We start from the raw sequence: 21,206 nt of genomic DNA on the forward strand, positions 1-21,206 counted from the left end.
ATGAAAAGAAATAATGTGCAAGCTATTACTTTAGCCTTAGAATTAGCAATGAAAAAAAATCCTAATGTTGTTGTTTATGGTGAAGATGCCGGTAATGTTGGTGGTGTTTTTCGAGCAACTAAAGGTTTACAAGCAAAATTTGGCGTTAATCGTTGTTTTGATGCACCAATTGCTGAAGCAGTTATTGCTGGTAGTGCAGTTGGAATGGCAATTAATGGTTTAAATCCAATTATTGAAATGCAATTTTCAGGATTTGCTTTCCCTGCTTTTCAACAATTGTTATGTCATGCTGCACGAATGAGAAATCGTTCTCGTGGTAGATTCACTTGTTCAATGGTAGTACGTATGCCTTCATATGATTGAAATAATGGTAATAATGGTGCTTTGGAGCATCATTCAGAAGCAATTGAAGCTTTATTTTGTCATATTCCAGGTTTAAAAGTAGTTATGACTTCAAAACCTAATGATACTAAAAAATTATTATTGGCAGCAATTGAAAGTCCAGATCCTGTTATTGTTTTAGAATGTTTAGGAACTTATTTCAATAGTTATACTAGCAATAATTATACATATGATGTTAGAGAAGAAGTTAGTGATGCTTATGAAGTGGCTGTTCTTGGTAAAGCTAAAGTTCTTAAAGAGTATAAGTCTGAAGAAAAACCTGATTTAACGATTGTAACTTATGGTTCAAAAGTTTATGATTGTGAAGCTGCTGTTAAAATTTTAGAAGAAAAAGAAAATTTTAAAATTGAATTAATTGATTTACAAACATTACAACCATGAGATGAAGAAACAGTTGTTAATTCTGTTAAAAAAACAGGAAGATTATTAGTTGTTTCAGAAGCGGTTCGTTCATTTTCAGTTGCTTCAGAAATTATTACCGTTGTTAATGAAAAGTGTTTTGAATATTTAGAATGTCCTCCAACAAGATTAACAGGTTATGATATTACTGTTCCACTGTCTAAAGGTGAAAAATGATTTATAATTAGTCCAGATAAAATTATGGAAAAAGTTAAACTAATGATGAATTATCCAGTTTAGTTAGTTGTTTAAAGAAAGGAAAGTGAAAAGATGGAATTGAAGTTTAAAGATATGGATGGAATCGATGAAGTTACTGTAACTCAAATTCATGTTAAAGTTGGAGATAATGTAAAAAAAGGTGATAATGTTGTTGATATTGAAGCAGATAAAGTTTCAGATAGTATTAAAGCCGAAGCGGATGGTAAAGTTTCTAAGATTCTTGTTAAAGAAGGAGATAGTATTAAATCAGGTGCTGTTATTGTTGAGTTTGGTGGAACGATTAGTGATAATAAAAGTCCTTCATCAACAAATTCTTGACCAAAATCTGAATCAGTTGCTAGTACATCTACAGTATCACCAGTTGAATTACCAAAACAAAATGTGCAACCTATTCAACAAACGGGTAAAGTATTAGCAACACCATTAGCACGTAGAATGGCTCGTGACTTAGGTGTTGATATGGGAACAATTAAAGGAACTGGTCCTCGTGGTAGAATTTTAAAAGATGATTTATTAAATGCCAAGAATGGTGGTACAATAACTAGTACTACTGCATCAACAACACCTATTAATTCAATATCTTCAGTTTCTGCTACAACTATTAGTTCACAAGGTATTAATGTTACTAAAATCGAAAGTTTTGGTAATGTTGAACATTTACCATTATCAGGAATTCGTAAGGCTGTTGCTAATCAAATGTCATTATCAGTTTATACAGCACCACATGTTAGTTTAATGATTAATGTTGATGCTGAAAACTTAGTACAATTACGTGCAACTTTAAAAGAACCAGCGGAAAAAGATCCAGATGGTAGTGCTAAATTAACATTTATGCCATTCTTTGTAAAGGCTGTTGCTAAAGCGTTAAAAGAAGAACGATTTAAATTACTTAATTCAACTTTGAACATGGCTAATAATGAAATTCTTGTTAAAAAATATTATAACATTGGTATGGCAGCTGATACTGAAAAGGGTTTAGTAGTTCCTGTTATTAAAAATGCTGATCAACTTTCATTATTTGAAATAGCAAGACAAGTTAATTCATTAGGTGATAAAGCTCGTAAGGGGCTATTAAAAGGTGATGAAATGCAAGGTGGATCATTTACTATTACTAATTTTGGTTCAGCAGGAATTGAAATGGGAACACCAGTTATTAATTATCCAGAGGTAGCAATTTTGGGTCTAGGGATGATGCAAAAAAAACTAATTATTGCTGATGGTAAAATTGTTGAACATAAGTTCTTTCCATTATCACTTTCAATTGATCATCGTGTTATTGATGGTGCACCTGCTGCTTATTTCCTTTCTCGACTTAAAGAGTTATTAGAAAATCCAACATTAATTTTAGCTTAAGGAGAAAATGTAAAAGATGTCTAACTATGATTTTGATTTAATAATTATCGGGGCAGGCCCTGGTGGTTATGTAACAGCGGCTCGAGCAGCAAAGATGGGTTTAAAAACTGCAATTGTTGAAAAAGATAACTGAGGTGGAGTCTGTTTAAATGTTGGATGTATTCCTACTAAGACGTTACTAAAGGGCGCAAAAGTTTTTCATTATATTGAAAATGCTGATAAATATGGTGTTGCTATTAAAGATAAAAAAAATATTGAAATTAATTGAAAAGTAATGCAAGATCGTAAAACTGGTGTTGTTAAAGGTTTAACTGGTGGAGTTGGCTTTTTAATGAAATCTAATAAAGTAGAACAATTATTAGGGATTGGAAGTGCTATTGATAAAAATACGATTTTAGTGAAAGCTAAAGATGGTAAAGAAAAGAAATATACTACTAAATATATGATAATTGCTACTGGTTCAAAAGTAAAAATGTTTGATAATCCTAATGGTCCACAAGGTTTAAGTGAAAAAGATTTAAAAACAAACCAAACATTATTAACTTCGATTGAAATTCTTTCTTTAAAAGAAGTTCCAAAAACACTAACTATTATTGGTGGTGGTGTTATTGGAATTGAGTTTGCTTGTTTATTTAGTACACTTGGTACTAAAGTTACTATTATTGAATATTTAGATCGTATTTTAGCATTACTAGATGAAGATATTAGCACAACTTTAACTAAAATTCTTGAAAAAAATGGTGTTAATATTATTACTGGTCATAGTGTTAATGAATTAAAGGATAAAACTTTAACTTATTATGTTGCAACCGATAAAGAACATAAAAAACCATTAACAGTAACTAGTGATTATTGTTTATTAAGTACTGGAAGAACGCCGATTACTGAAGGTTTTACTAATTTGGGAATTCAAATTAAGCCTAATCAAGCATTTGCCGTAAATAATAAATTGGAAGCTTTAGATGCTAACAATAATGTTATTGATAATATATATGTAATTGGAGATGCTAATGGTCAAAGAATGCTTGCTCATGTTGCATCAACACAAGGATTAGCAGCGCTTAATAATATTTTAGTTAAAGAAGGTAGAACGGATGCTGATAATCATCCATTGAAAGAGCAAGAAGTAGATTATAATAAAATGCCTAGTTGTATTTATTCATTCCCAGAAGTGGCAAGTGTTGGTTTAACTGAAACTGAATGTAAATCTTTAGGTAAAGAATATTTGATGAAGAAAATACCATTTACTATTAATGGTAAGGCATTGGCTGATGGTGAGACTGATGGTTTTGTTAAAATAATTATTGATAAAAAATATGGAGAAATCCTAGGTGCTCATATTTTATGTTCAACGGCTACTGATATAATTGCTGAAATTGTTAATATTATGCAAACGGAAGGTACTATTGTTGAATTAGCCTCTTCTTGTCATCCACATCCAACAATGTCAGAAGTAGTTATGGATGTTGCACAAGATTTAGAATTAGAATGATACAAAGTTAATAAAAAATAGAAAATAATAAAAATGTACCTAAAAATTTAAAGGTACATTTTTATTGTAAAATTAATATAATATTGATTAAAAAGTATTGCTTCTTCTTTTTTTATCAAAAAAATAATTAGTGGTATTACTGTTAATTTCTTTTTGTAAATATTTATTTCATGTAGTTATTTGTTCAAATTGTATATTTTCTAAATTTTCATTACATAAATTTTTATTTTCTGACGTTCTTTTTTTAAATAGTGTTTGAAATGTTTTTACTTCATTTTGTTGCATTTCTGTTTTATCTTTATCTTCTAATAATTTGCATATAATGCTATTTTTTTCTGTTCGGCATTTAATAAAAATATTTTCTTTACATTTCACTGCTTGTTCTCAATTTTTATCTTTTTCAATATCAAAATCATATTTATTTGTTGACATTTTATTATTGTTCCTTTCAATATAAAAAAATGTTAATTATGTCACTTTGGAGAAAAAACCAATAGTAGTGACAAGTTAATTTTATAATGATATTTAAAAATATTTATATTTTTGCTGAGTTATACTTGTAAGTGCAAGTAAATAAAATTGCAAAAAATTCTCATATAAAAATTTCATAATGCTAAATTTAGTTTAGAAAAAAGTAAGGAGTTTTTATATGAGTTATAAACATCTTGGCATAGATGAAAGGATTTATATTGAGAATCAATTGAAATTTAAATTTAAAATTAGTGAAATAGCTAAAAATCTTAATCGAAGTATTAGTACTATTATTCGAGAAATTAATAGAAATAAAGATAATAATCATTATTTTTCATTAATTGCACAAAATAAAGCTGAAAATCGAAAACAATCACATATTAGTTTTCATAAGTTTAAAAATAAGAATTTAGTAAAATATGTACAACAAAAATTACTATTAGGTTGATCACCTGAACAAATTTATGGCAGAATTAAAAATTTTCATAAAGAGTGAGTTATTAGTTTTAAAACAATTTATACTTGAATTTATTTTGGAATGCTTGATAAAGTTACTAGTAAAAATTTAAGAAGAAAAGGTAAAAAACGAAAATCTAAAGAAAATCGTGGCAAGTTTAATGGTAAATCAATTAAAGAACGAGATATAAATGTTAATGATCGTATAACACTTGGTCATTGAGAAGGAGATACTATAGTATCATCACGAGGTAAAAGCAAATCATGTTTAATAACTTTAGTTGAAAGAGTATCACGATTTACTTTAGCAATATTAGTTAAAAACAGAACTACTAAAGTTATTAATAAAAATGTTAGTTATTATTTATCAATTCTTCCTAAAAACATTGTTAAAACTATTACTTTTGATCGTGGCAAAGAATTTTCAAATTGACAACAACTTGAAAAAAATTTAGATATAAAAATTTATTTTGCCAATCCATATTCACCTTGACAAAGAGGTACTAATGAAAATACTAATGGTTTAATTAGAGAAAAATTTCCTAAAAAATTTATTTTTTCAAAAACTAATAAAAATGAAGTTCATAAATTTATATTGTCTTTAAACCAAAGACCAAGAAAAATACTAAATTATCTTTCACCAATCGAATATTTGGATAGAAAAATAATTTAGTTGCACTTACCTTTACAATTTAGCTTTTAAATATTAAGATTAGATATAAAAAAAATAATATATATTTTGATTTATGTTTTTTAATTTGTATAAAAAAGTGTAAAAAAATTACTTTAATTTTTTACTTAGAAAATTAAAGTAATTATTATTTTTAAATAACCTTATTAATTTGATTTTTTGTTTTATATTCAACAAATATTTTTTGAAAAAGAGGATCTGTTAAAACATTATTTAATACTAGTTGTTCATATGTTTCATAGTTGTGATTTCTTTGCACATAATATGTTTCATAAGCAAATAAGTGCATAATCATATTACCAATAGTAGGATTACTTTCTTTGTTATTTTTTCAAAGTATTTCTTGTAGTTTAATATCGTGTTTTTTAAATAACATATTCATTGAATGTTTTATTTTATGTGGTCTAGTTAATATTAATTTTTCAATGGCACTACTAATATTAAGACCATTAGCAAATATATCATCTAAACTATGAATAAAATTTCTCAATTGAATTAATTCAAGATCTTCAAATAATTGTTCATTATCTTGCAAAATTTTTTTCATTAATAACATTTTAACATGACTATCATTTTGTTCAATATAAATAGGAATTTTAATCATATTAGTGAAACTTCTAATGATTGGAATTAATTCTTGTTTAAATTGATAGCCTAAATGGTAGTGAATTATAAAAAATAATAATAAAAGATTTTCATATATTTTATTTAAATTCAAAAAGGTAAGTGATTTTTTATGTTCATCTATTGTTTTAATAAATGACTGATGGAATTCAGTGATAATATTAACAATATCTTGTGAAGTATTTTCCAAACATACGTTTTTAAAATTGGTAAGTATAGTTTTTTTATATATAAGATTTGCATTATTAAATTCTTTTAAAGCATTTTTATAATAATCTGTTGTGAATGTTTCTGAAAGTTCTTTTTGTAAACTATTAATTTTTTCTTCATCATAAAGAATAACTGCATCTTGATAGTTTAAAAATAAAACAATTCAATTTATACACATTTTTTTTTGATCAACAGTTAAATTTGTATCAACGAAACATTGGAATAAAGCACCGCCAGTTTCAATGATACACTCATCAGCTGTTTTGTTAATTAACATTATTTGGCACCTAACTTTCTTTTTTTGTAGTTTTAATAATTTAATTAAAAAGTGTTTTAAGGTCAACTATTTTCTTTAATATTCTATCATTATAAATGACTTTTTTTAAATTTTAGTAAAAATTACCAATTTTAATATTTTTTTAAACAAGTTAAAAAATGACTATTAACTTTAGTTTTTTAAATAACTTGAAAAAATATTTAAAAATTTTTTAAATCATTAGATAATCAGATGTATTTTTTTTGTTCAATAGTTAAGTTTGTATCAATGAAACATTGAAATAAAAAACTCTATTTTAATGATGCAATTATTAGTTGTTATATTAATTAACATTATTTGGCACCTAACTTTCTTTTATAATTTGATAACTTTTAATTAAAATATATTTTAAAAGTCAGTTATCTCTTTTAATCTTCTATCATTATAAATGACTTTTTTAAATTTTAATAAAAATTACCAATTTTAATATTTTTTAAACAAGTTAAAAAATATTATTAACTTTAAATTCTAAAATGTTATTTTTAAAATTATTTAATGATTTTAAAGTAGGTTATTATTATATTTATATAACATCAACATATACTTTAAAATTGAAGTAATGCTCATATTTTATCTCAAATTCTTTATACAAGGGAGTCTAATAATTTTTAAATAAGTATAATTTGTTATGCAAGTTTTTTATAAACTTTTATATTTTTTCTAATTTTTTAAATATTAATTTTATAATCAAAAACTTAGTTAAACACTTATGGGACAAGATGTGATAGTGTGAATCTTGTATTCTTATTCTAACACATAATATTTGAAACTTCTTCTTTTTGGAAATTATTATTAATTGTAAAAAAAACTTTAGTATTAGCGATAATTATTGGTTAAAAGCATTTTTTACTATAAATTAATTATAAAATAGATTATTAAAATCGTAGTATTTTGGCTTTAATAAGAGTAAAAAACTAATTTTATGAAAAATAAATAAATTTTGTAAAACAAAAAATAATATGTACAATATAATTATTAAGTTTAATATAAGTTTTTTACCCATTGCTTTTTTTAAGTAAATGGGTTTATTAATAAAAAAAATAAGAGGTAAAGAAGAATGATAAATGATTTAGTTAATATAAATAAGTTTATAAAAAGTTTAAATACAAATAATATTAATAGTATAGATTTGATGCAACAATATTATTATCATGAAATAAGAGAAAATATAGAAATATATAATGAATTAATTGAAAAATTAAACAATATTTTTTCATTATTTAATATAACTATAGAAGAAGAACAAAAATATAATATTTTTTTTATTTTTTTAAAAGAAGAAATAAAAAAAACTAAGAAAAAATATCAGGAAAATTATAAATATGAAATAGAACAAATTGCCAAAATTTTAGATCAAAATCAACAAACTATTGATAATTGTTTAGTAGTCAATAATAAATATAGTAATATTATTACAAGTTTAAATAATAAAAAAATTAGTAAATGAAAAACTAATTTTTTAAAAATTATTACTTTTGGTTTTTGAGATTGAAATAAAAAAATAACAGTTCAACAAGAAGAATTAGAAAATTATAAAATTAATAATGAAGAATTGATAAAAGCGAAAGAATTAGAAAATGAAAAACTAAAAGAAGAAAAAACTACTATTTTGATTGAAAAACTAAAGAAAAATATGTTTGAAATAACTAGTGTTCTTGCAGAAGTTGACATTTTAGAAGAAGAATTTAAAAAAATGCTCAGTGAAAAAACTAATAATGAACCTGAATGTGAAATTGCAGAGGAAGCAATTGAAGTACTAAGTAAAAAAAGAAGGTCATTTTGTTCACAAGATAGTGGTTTTGACTCAAATGCAAGTAGCGATAGTGAAGAATCTTCTTATCCAGAAAAATTAAATCCATTTATTAATGATGATGATGTAAGTTCTCAATCAACCAGTATTTTTAGTAAACCAATTTTGCCAAAAATATAAATAGATAAATGTAGTTATTAAAATTAACAATTATTTTAATAATTAAATATTAATAAATAAATTATTTAAATACTTATATCAGTAAGTGTTTTTAATAAAAAAACTTATTTATTTAGAAAAAATATGTAACTTAGTAAAAATAAAGAAATTATTATTTTAAAATCTTTTTATCTGTTAAGTATTTTAACTTGACATCATTATGTGAATAAGATATTATTAAAAAGGTTTATTTGCCACAAATTAATAGAAGGAGGTAATTTATGGTTAAATTACGCTTAATACCAACAGGAAAAAGTAAATCAGTGCAACCTAGTTACAGAATTGTTGCGATTGATGCAAGAACAAAACTTAATGGTAGATATATTGATAAATTAGGTACTTATAATCCAACAAGCAAAGAAAAACAAGTAACTATCGATGAAGTAAAAGCATTAAAATTTTTATCAAATGGTGCTCAACCAACAGAAACTGTTCGTAGTTTATTATCAACAGAAGGAATTATGACTAAATTTCATAATTTAAGACAAGAGAGAAAAAGTAGCAAACCTAAAAAAATAAAAAAAAAACTTACTGTAAAAAATAAAAAAACTGCTACTACTAATTCTATTAAAAAAGAAGAAGCACCTGCTACTTAATATTAAAATATGCTACAAGTGATTAATTAATATGTATGTAACATTGTTAGAACATTTAATTGAACCAATTTTACTTGATAAAATTTGTGAAGTTGAGATTCGCGAATTAGTAGAAAAAAATCACTATGATTTAATATTAATGGTACCAAAATCATTAATATCAGTATTGATTGGTAAAAAAGGAAATACTATTCGTGCATTATCAACAATTATTGAAAGTAAAGCATATTTAGAAAATAATACTATTAAATTAGTAATTAATGAGTTTTAAGATGAAATATTTAGAATTAGGTACTATTGTTAATACTCATGGTCTTATTGGTGAAGTTAAGGTTTTATGTAATTATTATGGTAATAAATTTTCATGAAAAGAAAAAACAACAGTTTATTTAGAAGAAACTAAACAACTAACACCTTTAATTATTTCAAGAGTAAGAAATCATAAGCAGTTTTTATTATTAACATTTGAAAATTATAATACTATTGAGTTAGTAGAAGGTATGAAAAATAAAAATTTAGTTATTAATACTGAAGAAATAATTAATGACAACTTACCTTGATTTTATGAAGATATTCTAAATTATGAAGCATTTGATGCTAAGAATAATGCTTTTTTAGGAAAAGTTATTGCTTTCTTAGATAATAATCATCAAGGTTTATGAGAAATAAAAATGACTAATAAAAAAACCTTTTTTATTCCTAATAATAAAGTATTTATTAATAAAATTAATAAAGAAGAACAAAAAGTTTATTTTAATATTATTGAAGGATTAATTAATAATGACTAAAAACCAATTCACAATTATAACTTTATTTCCCAATGCTTTTAATGATTTTATGCAAACATCAATTATCAAACGAGCTATTACTAAAAAACAAATTAGCATTGATATTATTGATATTAGAAATTTTGCTAATAATAAACACCAACAAGTTGATGATGCTCCTTATGGTGGTGGCAATGGTATGGTTTTACAAGCAATGCCAGTAATTAATGCTATTAATAGCGTAAAACTTAAATATCCTGAGGCTAAAACAATTTTACTTAGTCCACAAGGTCAACAATGAAATCAACAATTAGCTTATAAATATAGTCAAAAAAATATTAATTATATTTTAGTTTGTGGTCATTACGAAGGTATTGATGAACGCATTATGTCTTATATTGATGAAGAGATTTCAATTGGTGATTATGTATTAACTGGTGGTGAATTACCAGCAATGGTTATTATTGATTGTATTACTAGGTTAATTCCTAACGTTATTCAACATCAATCTCATCTTAATGATTCTTTTAATAATTCATTATTGGATTATCCAACATATACAAGACCAGAAGAAGTATTAGGTATGAAAGTTCCAGAGGTTCTAATTGGTGGTCACCATGAAAAGATAGCAGAATATCGTCATCAACAAGCATTAATTAATACTTATAAAAAAAGAATTGATTTATTTAAAAAATATCAATTATCTGCAAAAGATAAAATAATAATTGAAGAATATAAATCTTTACTTAAAAAAAATAAACGAAAGGAGAAATAAAACATGCAAAATGCAATTATTAAATTAGTTAGTGAAAGTCAACTAAATCATAATCTTCCTAATTTTAAATCTGGAGATACAATCCAAGTATTTTCTAAAATTAAAGAAGAAAAAAAAGAACGTATTCAAATGTTTGAAGGGGTAGTTATTGCTCGCAAAGGTTCAGAAATTACGCAAAATGTTATTGTTCGTAAAACTGTTGGTGGTAAAGGTGTCGAAAAAACATTTGCTTTACATTCACCATTAATTGATAAAATTAATGTTATTCGTAAGGGTAAAGTAAGAAGAGCACGTATTTTCTACTTACGTAAATTAAGCGGTAAAGCTGCTAGAATTAAAGAAATTAAAACAGTAAAACCTGTTAAATAATAATTAAACCACCGTTATTAAAATCAATGGTGGTTTTCTAAATTGATATAAAATAATAATAAAATGTATTAAAGGAGTTAAAAAAATGCCTAATGAAAGTACCCATAATCAAATTCATTGATTCCCTGGTCATATGATGAAAGCCATTAAAGCAATTGAAACTAAGTTACCAATTATTGATGTTGCAATTGAAGTTTTAGATGCACGAGCACCATTAGCAACAAAAAGTACTTTATTAGATCGTTTATTAGAGAAAAAAATAAGAATTATTGTTCTTAACAAAGTTGATTTAGCAGATGATAATTTTACTAAAGAATGAGTTAATTTTTTTGAAAGTCAAGGTTTTTCTGTTTTATTGGCAAAATCATTAACTACAAAAATGAAACCGCAGTTATTAAATTTAATTACTAAATTAATGGAGCCACAAATGGAAAAACAATTGGCAAAAGGTATTGTTAATCCAAAAATTAAGGTATTAATTATGGGATTACCAAATACGGGGAAATCAACATTTATCAATAATTTATTACAACGTAAAGTAACACAAACTGCTAATATACCTGGTGTTACTAGAGGTCAACAATGAATTAAATTAAATCCAACGATTGATTTGTTAGATAGTCCTGGTATTTTACCACCAAAAATGAATGATCAAAAAGTAGTAATGATTTTAGCTTTAATTAAAGCAATTCCTGTTAAACATTTATTTTTAGAAGAAATGGCTAATTTTGCTTTAACCTTTTTACTTGAGAATTATTATGAAAGATTAGTAAAATATTATAATATTAATTTTGAAATTAAAAATATTAATGATGAAACATTATTTCTTTATTTTAAGAAATTAGCACAAAAATATCATTTAAAATTGGCTAATGATGAAGATAATACTCATCGTGCCATGAATTTATTTATTAATGATTTACAAGTAGGGAAATTAGGATTAATTTCATTTGAAATACCACCTAAGATTTTAAAACATGAAAAGTAGTTTACGATACGAAATTGATAATTATTCATCAGGAACATTAATTGCTGGTTTTGATGAAGTGGGAAGGGGAGCTATTGCAGGACCAATTGTTGTTGCAAGCGTTATTCTTAAACCAAACTTTAATCATCCTTTAATTAAAGATTCAAAACAATTATCAACAAAACAACGAATAGCAATGTATCAAATTATAATTGATAATGCACTAACAGTTGCTGTTAGTATTAAAAGTCATCAATTTGTTAATATTCATAATCCTAAGCAGACTAGTATTTTAGCAATGATAGAAGCATTTAATAAATTAAAAATAGTACCTGATGTGTGTTTAGTTGATTTTGAAAAACCACAATTTCCTAATTTTCTAGGAAAAGTTGAAGCAATAGTTAAAGGTGATCAAAAATCACTTAATATTGCTAGCGCTTCGATTATTGCTAAAGTAGTAAGAGATAAAATTATGATTGATTATGATACTAAATATCCTAATTATGGGTTTAAAAATCATAAAGGGTATTATACAAAAAATCATCAGATAGCATTACAAAATTATGGTATTTGTGATATTCATCGTATTAGTTGTGCGCCCCTTAAAAAATATAGTGGGATTATATAATAGAGAAACTTTTATTATTACAATTATTTATTGGTAATAAGTTATTATCTAATTTATTTATATCTGTTGCTAATAATTTATTATTTTGAATATTAAAAATTTCTTTAATTGGTTTAGTTCCTTGATTTATTAAAATATTTTTAAATGATTGAAGGCCATGTTTTTGTAAATTCTTTTCTAATTGGCTTGTAGGTGTTTTAATATTATAGGCAACTTCTAAATAAAAGAATCTTTTTTGAAAGTCATGGTCAAAATCTTGATATTTTTTATAGATTTTTTCTATTTTATTTATTATATTTTTATTTAATATTTTTTGAAAGGCATTATTGTTAATAATGTCTTTGCTAATATTTTCTAATAAATAGTGTAGTGGAAATAATTCAGTAGAATAACTAGTAACATTTTTATATGGTAATAATAAGTCATTGATTATTTCTTTTTTAATATTGTATTTTTGTCTAATTTTATTAGAAGTTTTAATTATATTTATTTTAAAACAAAATTTATTATCTTTATTATCAATTACTAACATAGTTGAAAATATTTCTTTATATATTTTTTTTAACATTTTATTTTTCCTTTTTTATTTGGATATTTAATTTAATAAAAATCCTAATATAGAAAAATAGCTATATTAGATATATACATTTATTAAATTAAAATAATTATATCTAAAAATATGAAATAATACTATTTATTTTTTATTATTGCTTTTCTTCATAATTATGGACAAATCTTATTGAGATTTTTAATTTAATTTTTTTGAAATAAACTTATATGTTTATTAAATTTTCTAGTTCTGTTATAATTAAACTATATTAATTTAAAGTAAAATAGTTTTTAATTTATAATTTAAGATAGTCAGGGGAATTATAATGACAAAGAAATTCGGTTATAATTTACTAACATTTATATATTTTTCAAATCAACGTCGCGGTACTGCTAAATTAGTTTTGAAAAAAAGTACATGTAAACATATTATTAAAATTTACAAGAAAAATAAAAATTTACAAATAAGTGATAAGGTAAGATTATTATCTAATTTTTTAAGTAGTAATATTGTTTCTAAAATTTCAGCTTTAGCAGAAGAATCTTCAATGCCATATACTTTGATTGATGAAATAGTTTTTGTTATTCTTGAACGATGAGAACTATTTTTACAATGAAGTAAAAAAATAACAAATGCTCTTATTATTACTGTTAATAAAAATCTAGAATTTAGCGCTGATTGAGTAGGTAATGAGAATATTTTTGCAGAGTTAATAACCGAATATACTATTAATTATAAAGAATTAGGAATGAATACCATTATTTTTAATAATGGTTTTTCTTACGAAAGAGATGGTATTAAGTATAGTGATAATGGTATTGCTAAAATTATTTTAACACCATGTTTATGAAAACAATTAGATAAATTAAATAATAGTTTTGAGATATCGCAATATTTAAGGAATGAACAAATATTTTGTTATCTTTCTTTAGAACCAAATTCTGATAAAATTTTAAATTATGCTTTTGAACAATTGGCAGTTTTAATTTTTAATAATAAAAAATATGTTAATGATGCTTTTCTTAAGTTTAAAGTAGGTGTTGTTTTAGAATTTGAAGCAGTAGTGCATGAACAATTTCAATTAAAACAAATCTCAGCAATGAAAATTAATAGCGAAGAATTAAAATAATATATATTATTTTGAAGTAAAAAATAAGGTAATACTAGACTAGTATTACCTTAATTAATATATTTTAGAAAAGTTGAATAATAATTTTATGCTAATCATATCATTATTATTTTACTATTAATTGTTTATTCTTATTATTATTGTTGACTTTAAAGAAATAGTTTCTTGGTTTTTTACTAAAGCAATAGAAAGTGTTAGTTCATCTCCGTCTGTTAAATCATTTGGACGAGGTATTCCTGTTCTTTCAAAATTTATAACATTAAATTTTGCTTTTCAACCAACCAATTGTTCAAAGTTATTAAATTTAATAGCTTTTTCAGTTCTGCTTTTGCTTATTAATGGTACTTCTGTTTTATCTTTTAATCATTTATTAACAGTTTCTTCTAATTTATAACCCGCTTGGAAATACTCAATAGAACTTCCTTCATAAACAAATTCATTATAACTTAACTTAGCAGGACTATCACTTGCAAAAATATTAAATAAAGCATCAGTTCCAGTCATTACTTTTACTGTATATTTATCCCCTAAATTTGTTTTACCATCTTCTTTAAAGAATTGTAAATTATATGTCCCATCACCAACTACAAGTTTTTCATCATCATTTGGTTCTACAAATTTACTAGTAGAAACTTTTATATTAGATATTTTATTTTTAATTTTAGCAACTTCCGTTGCATCAAAATTACCATCTTCAGGTGTTGTTCCTGATGTTAATTTCTGTTGTAAAACAGATTTTAAAAAATAGAAACTGTCTTTATGTTTAGCTTTGGCTTGACCAGTAGTTGCCTCTTTTTCTAATAATTTAGTAACCAAAATATCGGAATTATCAATTCAGAAAAAGGATGTATCTTTTTTTCAATTAAGTCTAATAGTTTTTAAACCGTTTCCTTCATTATTTGTTAAACCTAAATTTATTGATACTTGATCTAGTAATATTTTTACCTGATCTTCTTTGTTGTTACCACAAGCTATAACAGTAGTTACTGGTACTGTTGTTATGACACTAGCACCTAATAACTTTAATAATGTTCTCATATTCCTCATTTTTCTCTTAACCTCCTCAGTTAAATCTAGAATAGATGTGAGAAATTATCTTCAATAATCTTATGTAAAACATATTATTTTAAATAACTCACTAACACTATTATAATGCATAAAAAAATTTTATGGTTTTTTTACACCTTTAAGAGTGTATTTGTAAATTATTAATAGTAAAATTATATTAGTATTTATTGTTATAAAGTAATATCTGAAAAAAAATAAAAATAATAAAGTATAATATTTCTATGCTAAATTGTAAAGGTAAGTGCAACTAAATTATTTTTCTATCCAAATATTCGATTGGTGAAAGATAATTTAGTATTTTTCTTGGTCTTTGGTTTAAAGACAATATAAATTTATGAACTTCATTTTTATTAGTTTTTGAAAAAATAAATTTTTTAGGAAATTTTTCTCTAATTAAACCATTAGTATTTTCATTAGTACCTCTTTGTCAAGGTGAATATGGATTGGCAAAATAAATTTTTATATCTAAATTTTTTTCAAGTTGTTGTCAATTTGAAAATTCTTTGCCACGATCAAAAGTAATAGTTTTAACAATGTTTTTAGGAAGAATTGATAAATAATAACTAACATTTTTATTAATAACTTTAGTAGTTCTGTTTTTAACTAATATTGCTAAAGTAAATCGTGATACTCTTTCAACTAAAGTTATTAAACATGATTTGCTTTTACCTCGTGATGATACTATAGTATCTCCTTCTCAATGACCAAGTGTTATACGATCATTAACATTTATATCTCGTTCTTTAATTGATTTACCATTAAACTTGCCACGATTTTCTTTAGATTTTCGTTTTTTACCTTTTCTTCTTAAATTTTTACTAGTAACTTTATCAAGCATTCCAAAATAAATTCAAGTATAAATTGTTTTAAAACTAATAACTCACTCTTTATGAAAATTTTTAATTCTGCCATAAATTTGTTCAGGTGATCAACCTAATAGTAATTTTTGTTGTACATATTTTACTAAATTCTTATTTTTAAACTTATGAAAACTAATATGTGATTGTTTTCGATTTTCAGCTTTATTTTGTGCAATTAATGAAAAATAATGATTATTATCTTTATTTCTATTAATTTCTCGAATAATAGTACTAATACTTCGATTAAGATTTTTAGCTATTTCACTAATTTTAAATTTAAATTTCAATTGATTCTCAATATAAATCCTTTCATCTATGCCAAGATGTTTATAACTCATATAAAAACTCCTTACTTTTTTCTAAACTAAATTTAGCATTATGAAATTTTTATATGAGAATTTTTTGCAATTTTATTTACTTGCACTTACAAGTATAACTCAGCCTATAAATAAAAAAATATAACTTTTTGACCTATTGTTTAAGTTTTAAGCAAGTAGGTTTTTTATTTTGAAAGGGGAAAAATATGAATTTAAAATCTTTACTATCTGAAATAAAATTTGATTATAAAGAAATTATAGAAATTTTTAGAAAAATAGCAGCAAAAAAGGAAAATATTAAATCATTATGAGATGAATTAAGTAAGTATAAACAGCAATTACAGAAAGAAAAAAGTGATGATAATATTAATCAAAAATTATTAATTATTTATAAAGTTTCTGCTTTTGTTGAAGAAATGTTGTTAAATTCTTGTCAATCAACAGAATATGATCCTGCTACTGGAAAAATAATTAGAGACAATAAAATGAGTGAAAATTTTGTAAATGATTGAAATAATATTAATAAAATATTAGAACAAATTTTTTTACCAGAAGATGAAGTTGTAGAAATTGTAGAAATTTCAGAATTAGCAGATGATCAATTAAGTCTACTAAATAATGAACAAACGCAAACAAATCGTGAAAGTGAATGTTTTCCCAAATGCTGTTTAATTTTATAAAAATGAAATAAAAAATAAAAAAACTTTTCTCTAATTAGAGAAAAGTTTTAATTAACATAGTGCTTTAAATTCTACTAAAATATTGATTGAGGTAATAAAGTTCCAATACTTAACATTATTAAGGCAAAGACAGTAATACCAATAGTATATGGTCAAATTGCTCGATAAAAACTTGTTAGGGGAACTTTAGCAATGGCAAGTCCTGCCATCATTACACCTGCACTTGGTGCAAATAAATTAATTCAACCACTAGCCATAACAAAAGTAGTAATCATTCCTGAACCTAATCCTAAAGGAATTACTATTTTTGAAATAATAGGGAAAACGGCTTTTGCAAATCCTGATGTTGAAGGAATAACAAAGGCAATCAAAAGAAAAGCAAAAAAACCAATAATAACAATAGCAAATCTTGGTAATTTATCAATACTTTGCAATTGTCCAACAACAACATGTTGCATTCCTGAATGTTGTAATGATCAGCCAATTCCACCAGCAACAGCAATTATTAAAGCAACACCTAATAATTCTGAAGAACCACTAATAAAATTACGAACATATTGTTCTTCGCCTTTTCAATCAATTGCTGCAATGATAATTGAAACAAAGAAAAATAAGAAAGCTAACAGTTCAATGTTTCAGTCACCAAATGCATTAATTTGACTTGTGAAATATGGAAAATATTTAATTAATGTATTGTGAAAATCATCAAAAATAGTTGTTCCTGTAATTTTACCTCATGGAATAATACAAAGCACCATAATTAAAAATGTTAATCCAAATAGTGCTAAAATAATTTTACGACGTTTAGTAAATTCAGGTATTTCTTCTTTATTAATAAATTCTTCATGATGCTCACTATGTAAGTGAAAAACAACTGATTTTTCAGGATTACGTTTAACACGGATTGCATATCACATAACAAAAGCAATAGTACCGATAGTTGCTAAAAATCAACAAATTAAACGTCAGATGATTCCATCACCAGGATTTAAACCACTAGCTTGTGAAGCTGTAGCAATAGCAAAGGGATTAAGTGTTGAAAACATAACACCAACACCAGCACCCAATAAAATCATTAATACAGCTGTAACAACATCAAAACCAGCAGCTAACATTGCTGGAATAATAATTAAATAGTAAGGAATAGTTTCTTCACACATTCCTTCAACTGTTCCACCAATCGATAGGATAGTCATAATTGAAGGAATAATTCAAATTTCTTTTCCGTTTAGACGTTTAACTAAACGACCAATTCCTGCATCTAGTGCACCTGATTTCATAACTATGCCAATATATCCACCAATTACTAAAACAAAAACAATAATATCACTGCTACCAATGAAACCTTTAATTGGAGCCAAAAATAAGTCCATGATACCTAATGGCCCACCGTCTTGTCAAGGGTTATCGGTGTTTACAGGCTTTGATTCATCTTCTAATCATTTACCTGTTGTTCCTGGAATCCAAGAAATAATGATAATTAGAGCAATAATAAAGAATAAGACTGTAATTGCTGTTGGCATTTTAAATGGAAATAAACGAAATTTTTTCTTTTTAGTAATTCCCATATATGATTAATACCTCCTTCTTTATTTTTTTAAAAGTATTATTATATAATACACTATTTATCATGTAGAATAAAAGATGTTTAAGCTTATTTTTTAAAATAACTTATTAAAAAAGTAGTATTTTTATTTAAGTAACATTATTATAATAATAGTTTTTAAAAAAATGTTATTTTTTTATTAGTATTATTTGAAAATTTAATTAAATATTAGTAGTATTTTAAAATAAAATTAGTTATTATAAATTACATATATTTTTTTATTTTTTTGATTTTATTGACTATTTCATTAATTAATGAAATCACTTTAAAGGTATATAATTATTATAATTGAAAGGAGAATATTATGTTAAAACTTTTTAAGAAAAAAGAAAGGACAAATCATAAATTAACTTTATCAGAATTAGTCTGGTTTGGTTTTAATTATACTGTTGGAATTACTTTTACTGCTAACTTTGCAATTTTAATTAATAAAGATAGTTTAAATTTAGGTTCTCATATGATTTGAATTTTTTTAGTAGAAGGTTTAATTGCAGGAACTTGTGCTTGAGCTTTCTCAAGACTTTCAAGAGTACATTCAGGTAATAATGGTGCTGCTTATATTTATGTTAGAAGTAGTTATGGTCGCTTTTGAGGTTGATTAATTTCTTTTTTACAGTATGCTACTTTACCTGTTATAGTTAGTTCACAAATTGTATCAATGATTAGAATTAACTTTACTGATCCATCTTCTTTTTTATATGCTAATTGAGGAGTATGACAACATTTAGGATTAGATTTGATTGGAATTCTAATTTATGGTTTAGCTTCTTGTGTATTGTTTTTAGGAATGGCTGCATTTAAAAAATTTGTGAATATTTCTAGTTATTTAAAATGAGGAACAACTTTTTTATTAATCATAGCAACTATTATATTATTTGTGATGGCAGGAACTTCAAATTGAGATATGACTACTTCTCATCAACAATTAACTGCTAATAACTTTTCACAAGCTTTTGCCATGTGTTTCTTTTTCTTTTTAGGATTTGAAACCTATTCAACAATTGGTAAAAATATTAGAAATCCTGAAAAAAATATTAGTCGTTCATTAGTTATTGTTATGATTTTATCTACTATTTTTTATATGGCAGTAACAATTCTTATGATTGGTGTTGTTGCTGGCAATTTTTCAGATAATCCCAACTTAAGTATTTTTAAAATTTTAGGTGATAAAGCTCATGCACAATGATTAGGAATAATTGGTATCCTTGTAATGTTAATTTGTACTATTTCATTAAAGTCTAATGCTGGAATGCAAAATGCTTTATATAGTGGTGCTATTTTAGAACCATTATCTGTTGAGGGGTATATTTCACCTAAATATAAAGAATTATCAAAAGATAACATTCCGTTTAAAGCTTCTAGATTAAATTTAATTATTACTTTTTCTTCAGCTTTTGTATGATTAATTTTACCTGATATTATTGGAGTAATAGTTGATACGTTACATCCTGTTTATAAGGATGGACAATTAGTTTTAAGTTCGATTGTTAATTATGGAACATTAACTGCTGAAGCCGGTATTATTATGGTTATTATTTATGTTTTTGTACTTTCCATTGCAATTAAGTTGTCTATAGAAAAGAAATTGAAAAAGAATATTTTTGAAATTATTATTTGACTTGCAGCAATACTTTTCTTAGTTTGACAATTTGAAGAATGATTAAGATCTTTAATCAATGGTTTAATTTCAGGAGCAAATCTTATTGGTAAAGGTGGAACTGATACTACAAAAGGAATATCTGATATAACTTCTAATGTTTTACAATTAGTTTATTTAATTGCTAGCATTGCGTTTGCTCTAATTTGATACTTTGCTTATTATAAACCAATGCAAAGAAAAAGAATGCTTACAAATCCTAAATTACAAGAAGAATTGGATAGCGAATTTAGAGCGAAAGATGATTGACCTTTTGTTGCAAAAAATCTACAAAATGAAATTGAAAATTATTTAGTACGTAATGTTTTAATTAATGGTGATGATAAAAACCCTAATTATATAATTGCTAAAAATGTACGTAAAGAATTATTGATGTCAGAAGGCGAATGGCGTGAAGATGAAGAATAAAAAAAGTTTAAAAATGTATTAGTTATTATAACTAATACATTTTTAGTATTTATTATTTTTGACAAATTTTTATAGTAATATTAAAGGTGTTAATAATGAATATTTTTTTATATTATTATAAAGTATATTGATGGTAGAAAGTAAAATATGATGTATAATGTTAATTGGATTCATTTCAATATTATGTTTAGAAGTAATTCTAAATTGTGGTTATTGTATTTGTAGTT

21 protein-coding genes are annotated in these 21,206 nt (G+C 24.3%); 15 read left to right on the forward strand and 6 right to left on the reverse strand.

The window, feature by feature from the left end; all coding sequences use genetic code 4:
- From AACL05_RS03275 to lpdA, 3 genes are read left to right on the forward strand one after another with little or no spacing between them, the layout of a single operon-like run.
- The gene (locus tag AACL05_RS03275) at window positions 1-1,041 is read left to right on the forward strand and encodes an alpha-ketoacid dehydrogenase subunit beta (protein ID WP_338962620.1); all 1,041 of its coding nucleotides are present in this window, start codon (window positions 1-3) and stop codon (window positions 1,039-1,041) included.
- Between the two features lie 30 nt (window positions 1,042-1,071).
- Window positions 1,072-2,373 carry a dihydrolipoamide acetyltransferase family protein gene (locus AACL05_RS03280; protein ID WP_338962622.1) on the forward strand — a complete coding sequence of 434 codons (1,302 nt, stop codon included), beginning with the start codon at window positions 1,072-1,074 and terminating at the stop codon, window positions 2,371-2,373.
- Window positions 2,374-2,389: 16 nt separating this feature from the next.
- Complete coding sequence (gene lpdA, locus AACL05_RS03285) at window positions 2,390-3,886, forward strand: dihydrolipoyl dehydrogenase (RefSeq protein WP_338962624.1); 1,497 nt, start codon at window positions 2,390-2,392, stop codon at window positions 3,884-3,886.
- Window positions 3,887-3,952: 66 nt separating this feature from the next.
- Here the strand turns inward: lpdA and AACL05_RS03290 are convergent, their stop codons facing one another.
- Window positions 3,953-4,297 carry a hypothetical protein gene (locus tag AACL05_RS03290; RefSeq protein ID WP_338962626.1) on the reverse strand — a complete coding sequence of 115 codons (345 nt, stop codon included), beginning with the start codon at window positions 4,295-4,297 and terminating at the stop codon, window positions 3,953-3,955.
- Between the two features lie 217 nt (window positions 4,298-4,514).
- Between AACL05_RS03290 and AACL05_RS03295 the strand changes: the two genes are divergently transcribed.
- Window positions 4,515-5,465, forward strand: a complete 951-nt coding sequence (locus AACL05_RS03295) for an IS30 family transposase (RefSeq protein ID WP_338960236.1) — start codon at window positions 4,515-4,517, stop codon at window positions 5,463-5,465.
- Window positions 5,466-5,616: 151 nt separating this feature from the next.
- On the opposite strand, the gene AACL05_RS03300 is transcribed toward AACL05_RS03295, so the two are convergent.
- Window positions 5,617-6,594: a hypothetical protein gene (locus AACL05_RS03300; RefSeq protein WP_338962628.1), complete on the reverse strand. Its 978-nt coding sequence runs from the start codon at window positions 6,592-6,594 to the stop codon at window positions 5,617-5,619.
- A gap of 1,096 nt (window positions 6,595-7,690) precedes the next feature.
- On the opposite strand from AACL05_RS03300, the gene AACL05_RS03305 reads away from it, so the two are divergent.
- The 8 genes from AACL05_RS03305 (at window position 7,691) to AACL05_RS03340 (ending at window position 12,704) form a co-directional block, all read left to right on the forward strand.
- Window positions 7,691-8,563, forward strand: coding sequence for a hypothetical protein (locus tag AACL05_RS03305; protein WP_338962631.1), 873 nt, complete (start codon window positions 7,691-7,693; stop codon window positions 8,561-8,563).
- A gap of 260 nt (window positions 8,564-8,823) precedes the next feature.
- Window positions 8,824-9,198, forward strand: coding sequence for a 30S ribosomal protein S16 (rpsP, locus tag AACL05_RS03310; RefSeq protein WP_338986258.1), 375 nt, complete (start codon window positions 8,824-8,826; stop codon window positions 9,196-9,198).
- Window positions 9,199-9,229: 31 nt separating this feature from the next.
- Complete coding sequence (locus AACL05_RS03315) at window positions 9,230-9,469, forward strand: KH domain-containing protein (protein WP_338962636.1); 240 nt, start codon at window positions 9,230-9,232, stop codon at window positions 9,467-9,469.
- 1 nt (window position 9,470) lies between these two features.
- Window positions 9,471-9,986, forward strand: a complete 516-nt coding sequence (gene rimM, locus AACL05_RS03320; RefSeq protein ID WP_338962638.1) for a ribosome maturation factor RimM — start codon at window positions 9,471-9,473, stop codon at window positions 9,984-9,986.
- Window positions 9,979-10,740 (forward strand): tRNA (guanosine(37)-N1)-methyltransferase TrmD, encoded by a 762-nt coding sequence (gene trmD / locus AACL05_RS03325; RefSeq protein ID WP_338962640.1) that lies wholly within the window; start codon window positions 9,979-9,981, stop codon window positions 10,738-10,740. Before rimM ends, trmD begins: the two co-directional genes overlap by 8 nt.
- A gap of 3 nt (window positions 10,741-10,743) precedes the next feature.
- Entirely contained in the window at window positions 10,744-11,109 is a 366-nt protein-coding gene (gene rplS, locus AACL05_RS03330) for a 50S ribosomal protein L19 (RefSeq protein WP_338962642.1), read from the forward strand.
- Window positions 11,110-11,194: 85 nt separating this feature from the next.
- Window positions 11,195-12,097, forward strand: coding sequence for a ribosome biogenesis GTPase YlqF (gene ylqF, locus AACL05_RS03335; protein ID WP_281747933.1), 903 nt, complete (start codon window positions 11,195-11,197; stop codon window positions 12,095-12,097).
- On the forward strand, window positions 12,087-12,704 hold the full coding sequence (locus AACL05_RS03340; protein ID WP_338962645.1) for a ribonuclease HII: 618 nt from the start codon (window positions 12,087-12,089) through the stop codon (window positions 12,702-12,704). Before ylqF ends, AACL05_RS03340 begins: the two co-directional genes overlap by 11 nt.
- Here the strand turns inward: AACL05_RS03340 and AACL05_RS03345 are convergent.
- The gene (locus AACL05_RS03345; RefSeq protein ID WP_338974998.1) at window positions 12,697-13,272 is read right to left on the reverse strand and encodes a hypothetical protein; all 576 of its coding nucleotides are present in this window, start codon (window positions 13,270-13,272) and stop codon (window positions 12,697-12,699) included. The genes AACL05_RS03340 and AACL05_RS03345 overlap by 8 nt on opposite strands.
- A gap of 307 nt (window positions 13,273-13,579) precedes the next feature.
- Here AACL05_RS03345 and AACL05_RS03350 point away from each other — a divergent pair, with 307 nt between their 5' ends.
- Window positions 13,580-14,383: a hypothetical protein gene (locus tag AACL05_RS03350; protein ID WP_338962649.1), complete on the forward strand. Its 804-nt coding sequence runs from the start codon at window positions 13,580-13,582 to the stop codon at window positions 14,381-14,383.
- A gap of 117 nt (window positions 14,384-14,500) precedes the next feature.
- Here the strand turns inward: AACL05_RS03350 and AACL05_RS03355 are convergent, their stop codons facing one another.
- Together AACL05_RS03355 and AACL05_RS03360 are read right to left on the reverse strand one after the other, a co-directional pair.
- Window positions 14,501-15,421 (reverse strand): hypothetical protein, encoded by a 921-nt coding sequence (locus AACL05_RS03355; protein ID WP_338962651.1) that lies wholly within the window; start codon window positions 15,419-15,421, stop codon window positions 14,501-14,503.
- Window positions 15,422-15,698: 277 nt separating this feature from the next.
- Window positions 15,699-16,649: an IS30 family transposase gene (locus AACL05_RS03360; RefSeq protein WP_338960236.1), complete on the reverse strand. Its 951-nt coding sequence runs from the start codon at window positions 16,647-16,649 to the stop codon at window positions 15,699-15,701.
- A gap of 185 nt (window positions 16,650-16,834) precedes the next feature.
- On the opposite strand from AACL05_RS03360, the gene AACL05_RS03365 reads away from it, so the two are divergent.
- A complete protein-coding gene (locus AACL05_RS03365) occupies window positions 16,835-17,308 on the forward strand; it encodes a hypothetical protein (protein WP_338986260.1) in 474 nt (157 codons plus the stop codon).
- 74 nt (window positions 17,309-17,382) lie between these two features.
- On the opposite strand, the gene AACL05_RS03370 is transcribed toward AACL05_RS03365, so the two are convergent.
- On the reverse strand, window positions 17,383-18,876 hold the full coding sequence (locus AACL05_RS03370) for a YfcC family protein (protein ID WP_338986261.1): 1,494 nt from the start codon (window positions 18,874-18,876) through the stop codon (window positions 17,383-17,385).
- Window positions 18,877-19,218: 342 nt separating this feature from the next.
- Here AACL05_RS03370 and AACL05_RS03375 point away from each other — a divergent pair, with 342 nt between their 5' ends.
- Window positions 19,219-20,979, forward strand: coding sequence for an APC family permease (locus AACL05_RS03375; protein ID WP_338962657.1), 1,761 nt, complete (start codon window positions 19,219-19,221; stop codon window positions 20,977-20,979).
- Window positions 20,980-21,206 lie beyond the last annotated feature (227 nt).

Origin of the sequence: Spiroplasma endosymbiont of Thecophora atra (genome assembly GCF_964019735.1) — a bacterium.
Classification (GTDB): Bacteria; Bacillota_I; Bacilli_A; order Mycoplasmatales; family VBWQ01; genus Spiroplasma_E; species Spiroplasma_E ixodetis_A.